Raw genomic sequence first — 4,346 nt, 5'->3', positions numbered from 1 at the left:
CCCGAGCGCCGGCGAGATGGCCCTGACCAGATCGCCCGCGCGGAGGCCGCGCTCCTGGGCGGCGGGGCTCACCGCGATGACGAACGGCACCTTCTCCGAGCCCCCGGCGGTGAGGAAGATGACACCGGCATCCCCACCGAGTCGGCCCTTGAGGTCGGACGCGAGGGTACGCAGGTCGCCCGCCGCTCCCCCCGGGACGTCGTGGGCGAGCACCCGGATCCCGTCGAGGTCCTCGGCCGCCGAGAGCAGGTCCCCGGCCCGCGAGGCGAGCTGGGCGGCACGCATCGACTCCAGTGCCTTCTCAGCCTCCCGCAGCTTCGCGGTCAGCGCGGCCACCCGGTCGGGCAGTTCGTCGGCGGGCGCCTTGAGCGAGGTGGCCAGGCCCGACACGAGAGCGCGCTCACGGGCCTGGTGCCGGTAGGCGTCCATCCCGACGTACGCCTCCACGCGCCGGATACCCGATCCGACCGAGGCCTCGCCCAGCAGACTCACCGGGCCGATCTGCGCGGAACTGGACACGTGGGTGCCTCCGCACAGTTCCATCGAGAACGGTCCGCCGATCTCCACCACCCGGACCAACGACCCGTAGTTCTCCCCGAACAACGCCATCGCGCCCATCCGCCGGGCCTCGTCGAGGCTGGTCTCGATCGTGTTCACGCCGTAGTCGGCGTCGACGGCGGCGTTGGTGATCTCCTCGACCTGCGCGAGGACGTCCGCCGGGATGGAACCCGACCAGTTGAAGTCGAACCGCATGTACCCCGGCTTGTTGAGCGAGCCGGCCTGGACGGCCTCCGGTCCGAGGATCTGACGAAGTGCGGCGTGCACGAGGTGGGTGGCCGAGTGGCCCTGAGTGGCCCCCTTGCGCCACTCCGGGTCGACGGCCGCGGTGACGAGCTGGCCGGCCTCGACCTCGCCGCCCGTGAGGACGCCCTTGTGGATCCAGAGCTTCTTCCCGATCTTCTGCACGTCGTCGACCTGCATCTGGAAACCAGCGGTGGAGATCATCCCGCGGTCACCGAGCTGGCCACCGGACTCGGCGTAGAACGGTGTGCGGTCGAGCACGAACTCCACCGCGTCTCCCTCGCGCGCGACGTGGACGGCCTCTCCGCCGGAGACGATGCCCAGGAGGGTGGACTCGTCGGTGAGTTCGGTGAAGCCGGTGAAGACGGTCTCACCGGCGTCGAGGAAGTCGCGGTACACCGACAGGTCGGCGTGGGCGTGCTTCTTGGACCGCGAGTCGGCCTTGGCCCTGGCGCGCTGCTCGGACATGAGGGAGCGGAAGCCCTCCTCGTCGACCTGCAGTCCGGCCTCGGAGGCCATTTCCAGCGTCAGGTCGATGGGGAACCCGTGGGTGTCGTGGAGGGCGAACGCCTGGCGGCCGGTGAGCACCGCCGCGCCGGAGGCCCTGGCGTCCTCGGCGGCACGCTCGAAGAGTTGGGTTCCCGACTCGAGGGTCTTGAGGAAGGCGACCTCCTCGGCCACGGCGATGCGCTCGATGCGCTCGTAGCCGGCGATCGTCTCGGGGAAGGACGGGCCGATCGCCTCCTTCACGGTGGCCATGAACTCGGCCATCGTGTCACCGGTCGCGCCCAGGAGTCGGACGGACCGGACGATGCGCCGCAGCAGCCGCCTCAGGATGTACCCGCGCCCCTCGTTGCCGGGGGTCACGCCGTCGGAGATGAGCATGTACGCCGTCCGCGCGTGGTCCGCGATCACCCGGAAGCGGACGTCGGAGGCGTTGTCCACCCCGTACCTGGTGCCGGAGAGCCGCTCGGCGGTGTCGATCACCGGGCGGAGCAGATCGGTCTCGTAGACGTTCTCGACGCCCTGGAGCAGGAACGCGACGCGCTCGATCCCCATCCCGGTGTCGATGTTCTGCTTGGGTAGCGGGCCCAGGATCTCGAACGCGTCCTTGCCGGTGCCCTCACCGCGCTCGTTCTGCATGAACACGAGGTTCCAGATCTCGATGTAGCGGTCCTCGTCCGCCTCCGGTCCGCCCTCGACCCCGTACGCAGGGCCGCGGTCGTAGAAGATCTCAGAGCACGGACCGCAGGGCCCGGGGACGCCCATGGACCAGTAGTTGTCCGCCATGCCGCGGCGTTGGATGCGACCCTCGGGGATGCCGACCACGTCGCGCCAGATGCCGTAGGCCTCGTCGTCGTCGAGATACACGGTGACCCACAGCAGCTCCGGGTCGATTCCGAACCCCCCGTCGTCCAGGGAGGAGGTGAGCAGCGACCACGCGTGGCGGATCGCCCCCTCCTTGAAGTAGTCGCCGAAGGAGAAGTTGCCCGCCATCTGGAAGAAGGTGTTGTGGCGGGTGGTGATGCCCACCTCCTCGATGTCGAGGGTGCGGACGCACTTCTGGATGGAGGTCGCGGTGGCGTGCTCCGGGGTCTCCTGGCCGAGGAAGTAGGGCTTGAAGGGGACCATTCCGGCGTTGACGAACAGCAGGTTCGGGTCGTCCAGGACCAGTGATGCGCTGGGGACCTCGGCGTGACCGGCCCTGACGAAGTGGTCGAGGAATCGGCGCCGGATCTCATGGGTCTGCACAGGGGGCCTCACTGGTGGTCTACGGAGGTGGTGGATCAGTCGGCTCACCAGCCTACCGGCGCACCTTCAGGGTCGAGGAATGGCTCTCACCTCAGATCCGGGCCGGCGACCCTGTTCGACTTGCACGCAGGGAAACGGCGCCAGACGCGCGCCCTGGTCTATGACAGGGATGCGCGCCCGGGAACCGCGTGGGCGGCAGGCAGGATCATCCCGGCATAGGGGGTAGGAGAATGCCGAAGTTGGCGGCGGTGATGAACGCCTCCGGGGGCAGCAGGCCCAGGCTGTGTGCGCCGGTTCCCCAGACGCCTACCGAGGTGGCCACCCCGACCAGGGTTGAGAAGATGCTCGCGATACTCATGTGTCCTCCGAACTCGTGTTCCATGGTGTGCCTGTCAGGACAGGTCGCATCAGGTTCACACACACCGGACTGGTCGGTCAGGGCTTCCCGCGGATGATCCCCCGGAGCTTGGCCACCCGCGCTCCGAGCTCTCGTTCGTGGCCGTGGCCGGTGGGCGAATAGTAGTCGCGGCCCACGAGCTCGTCGGGAGGGTACTGCTGCGTCACCACCCCGGCCGGGGACTGGTGCGCGTAGCGGTAGCCGACCCCGTTGCCCAACCCCTTGGCCCCGGCGTAGTGACCGTCCCGGAGGTGACGGGGGACCTCACCGACTCCCCCGGCGCGGACATCCGCCATCGCCGCGTCTATCGCGGAGATCACCGAGTTGGACTTGGGCGCGGTCGCCAGATGGATGGTGGCCTGGGCCAGGGCGAGCCGGCATTCGGGCAGCCCCACCTTCTGCACGACCTCCGCCGCCGCGGACGCGGCGAGCAGTGCGGTGGGATCCGCCATCCCGATGTCCTCGCTCGCGTGCACCACCAGGCGCCGGGCGATGAACCGGGGGTCCTCCCCCGCCACCAGCATCCGCGCGAGGTAGTGCAGGGCCGCGTCGGCGTCCGACCCGCGGATCGACTTGATGAACGCGCTCGTGACGTCGTAGTGCTGATCCCCGTCCCGGTCATAGCGGACCGGGGCCGCGTCCAGGCTCAGCTCGACCGTCTCCGGGGTCACCACGTCGTCCTCGGCGGCTCCCGCGGCGGCCTCGAGGATCGTCAGGCTCCGGCGGGCGTCCCCGCCGGAGAGCCGGACGATGTCCTCCACCGCGGCGTCGGTCACCTCGAGCGCCCCCGCGTAGCCCCGCTCATCCGCCACGGCGCGCCGGATCACCGTGGCCACCCCCGCCTGGTCCAACCCCTGCAGTTCGGCGATGAGGGAACGACTCAGCAGCGGAGCGATCACCGAGAAGTGCGGGTTCTCCGTGGTCGCGGCCACCAGGAGCACGATGCCGTTCTCCACCGCGGCGAGCAGCGCATCCTGCTGGCTCTTCGAGAACCGGTGGACCTCGTCGATGAACAACACGGTGCGCCGGCCGTGGATCTGGCGTGTCCGCGCGTCCTCGATCACCGCCCGGACGTCCTTGACCCCGGCGCTCAGGGCGGACAGGGCCACGAAGTGTCGGCCGGACGACGTGGCCACGAGGTTGGCCAGCGTCGTCTTGCCCGTCCCGGGCGGCCCGTAGAGGATCACCGAGGACCCTCCCCGGCCCTCGACCAGTCGTCGCAACGGCGAATTGGCGCGGAGCAGGTGCTGCTGTCCGACCACCTCGTCCAGCGTGCGCGGTCTCATCCGCACCGCCAGCGGGGCCGACGGGTCGACCGGCGGCGGAGCCGACCCCTCCCCCTGGCCCGGTCCCGCGTCCCCGGCCGCGAACAGCCCTGCGTCATCGCTCACGCGCC

The 4,346-nt window shown here is 70.0% G+C and carries 3 protein-coding genes; all 3 read right to left on the bottom strand.

Going from position 1 to position 4,346, the window contains the following annotated elements; translation table 11 throughout:
• On the bottom strand, window positions 1-2,553 hold a 2,553-nt coding region (alaS, locus tag G6021_RS03200), incomplete at its 3' end, for an alanine--tRNA ligase (RefSeq protein WP_182640652.1).
• A gap of 205 nt (window positions 2,554-2,758) precedes the next feature.
• A complete protein-coding gene (locus G6021_RS03195) occupies window positions 2,759-2,911 on the bottom strand; it encodes a hypothetical protein (protein WP_182609957.1) in 153 nt (50 codons plus the stop codon).
• A gap of 77 nt (window positions 2,912-2,988) precedes the next feature.
• Complete coding sequence (locus G6021_RS03190) at window positions 2,989-4,323, bottom strand: replication-associated recombination protein A (protein ID WP_182640653.1); 1,335 nt, start codon at window positions 4,321-4,323, stop codon at window positions 2,989-2,991.
• Between the last annotated feature and the right edge of the window lie 23 nt (window positions 4,324-4,346).

Source organism: Dietzia sp. CW19 (assembly GCF_014145265.1).
In the GTDB taxonomy this organism is placed as follows: Bacteria; Actinomycetota; Actinomycetes; order Mycobacteriales; family Mycobacteriaceae; genus Dietzia; species Dietzia natronolimnaea.
The sequence above is the reverse complement of the archived record's forward strand: the minus strand, read 5'-3'. Positions and strand labels throughout refer to the sequence as shown.

Bases quoted from the DNA above. Each gene is read 5' to 3' on its own strand.
- G6021_RS03195 (WP_182609957.1), bottom strand. From the start codon at position 2,911: ATGAGTATCGCGAGCATCTTCTCAACCCTGGTCGGGGTGGCCACCTCG.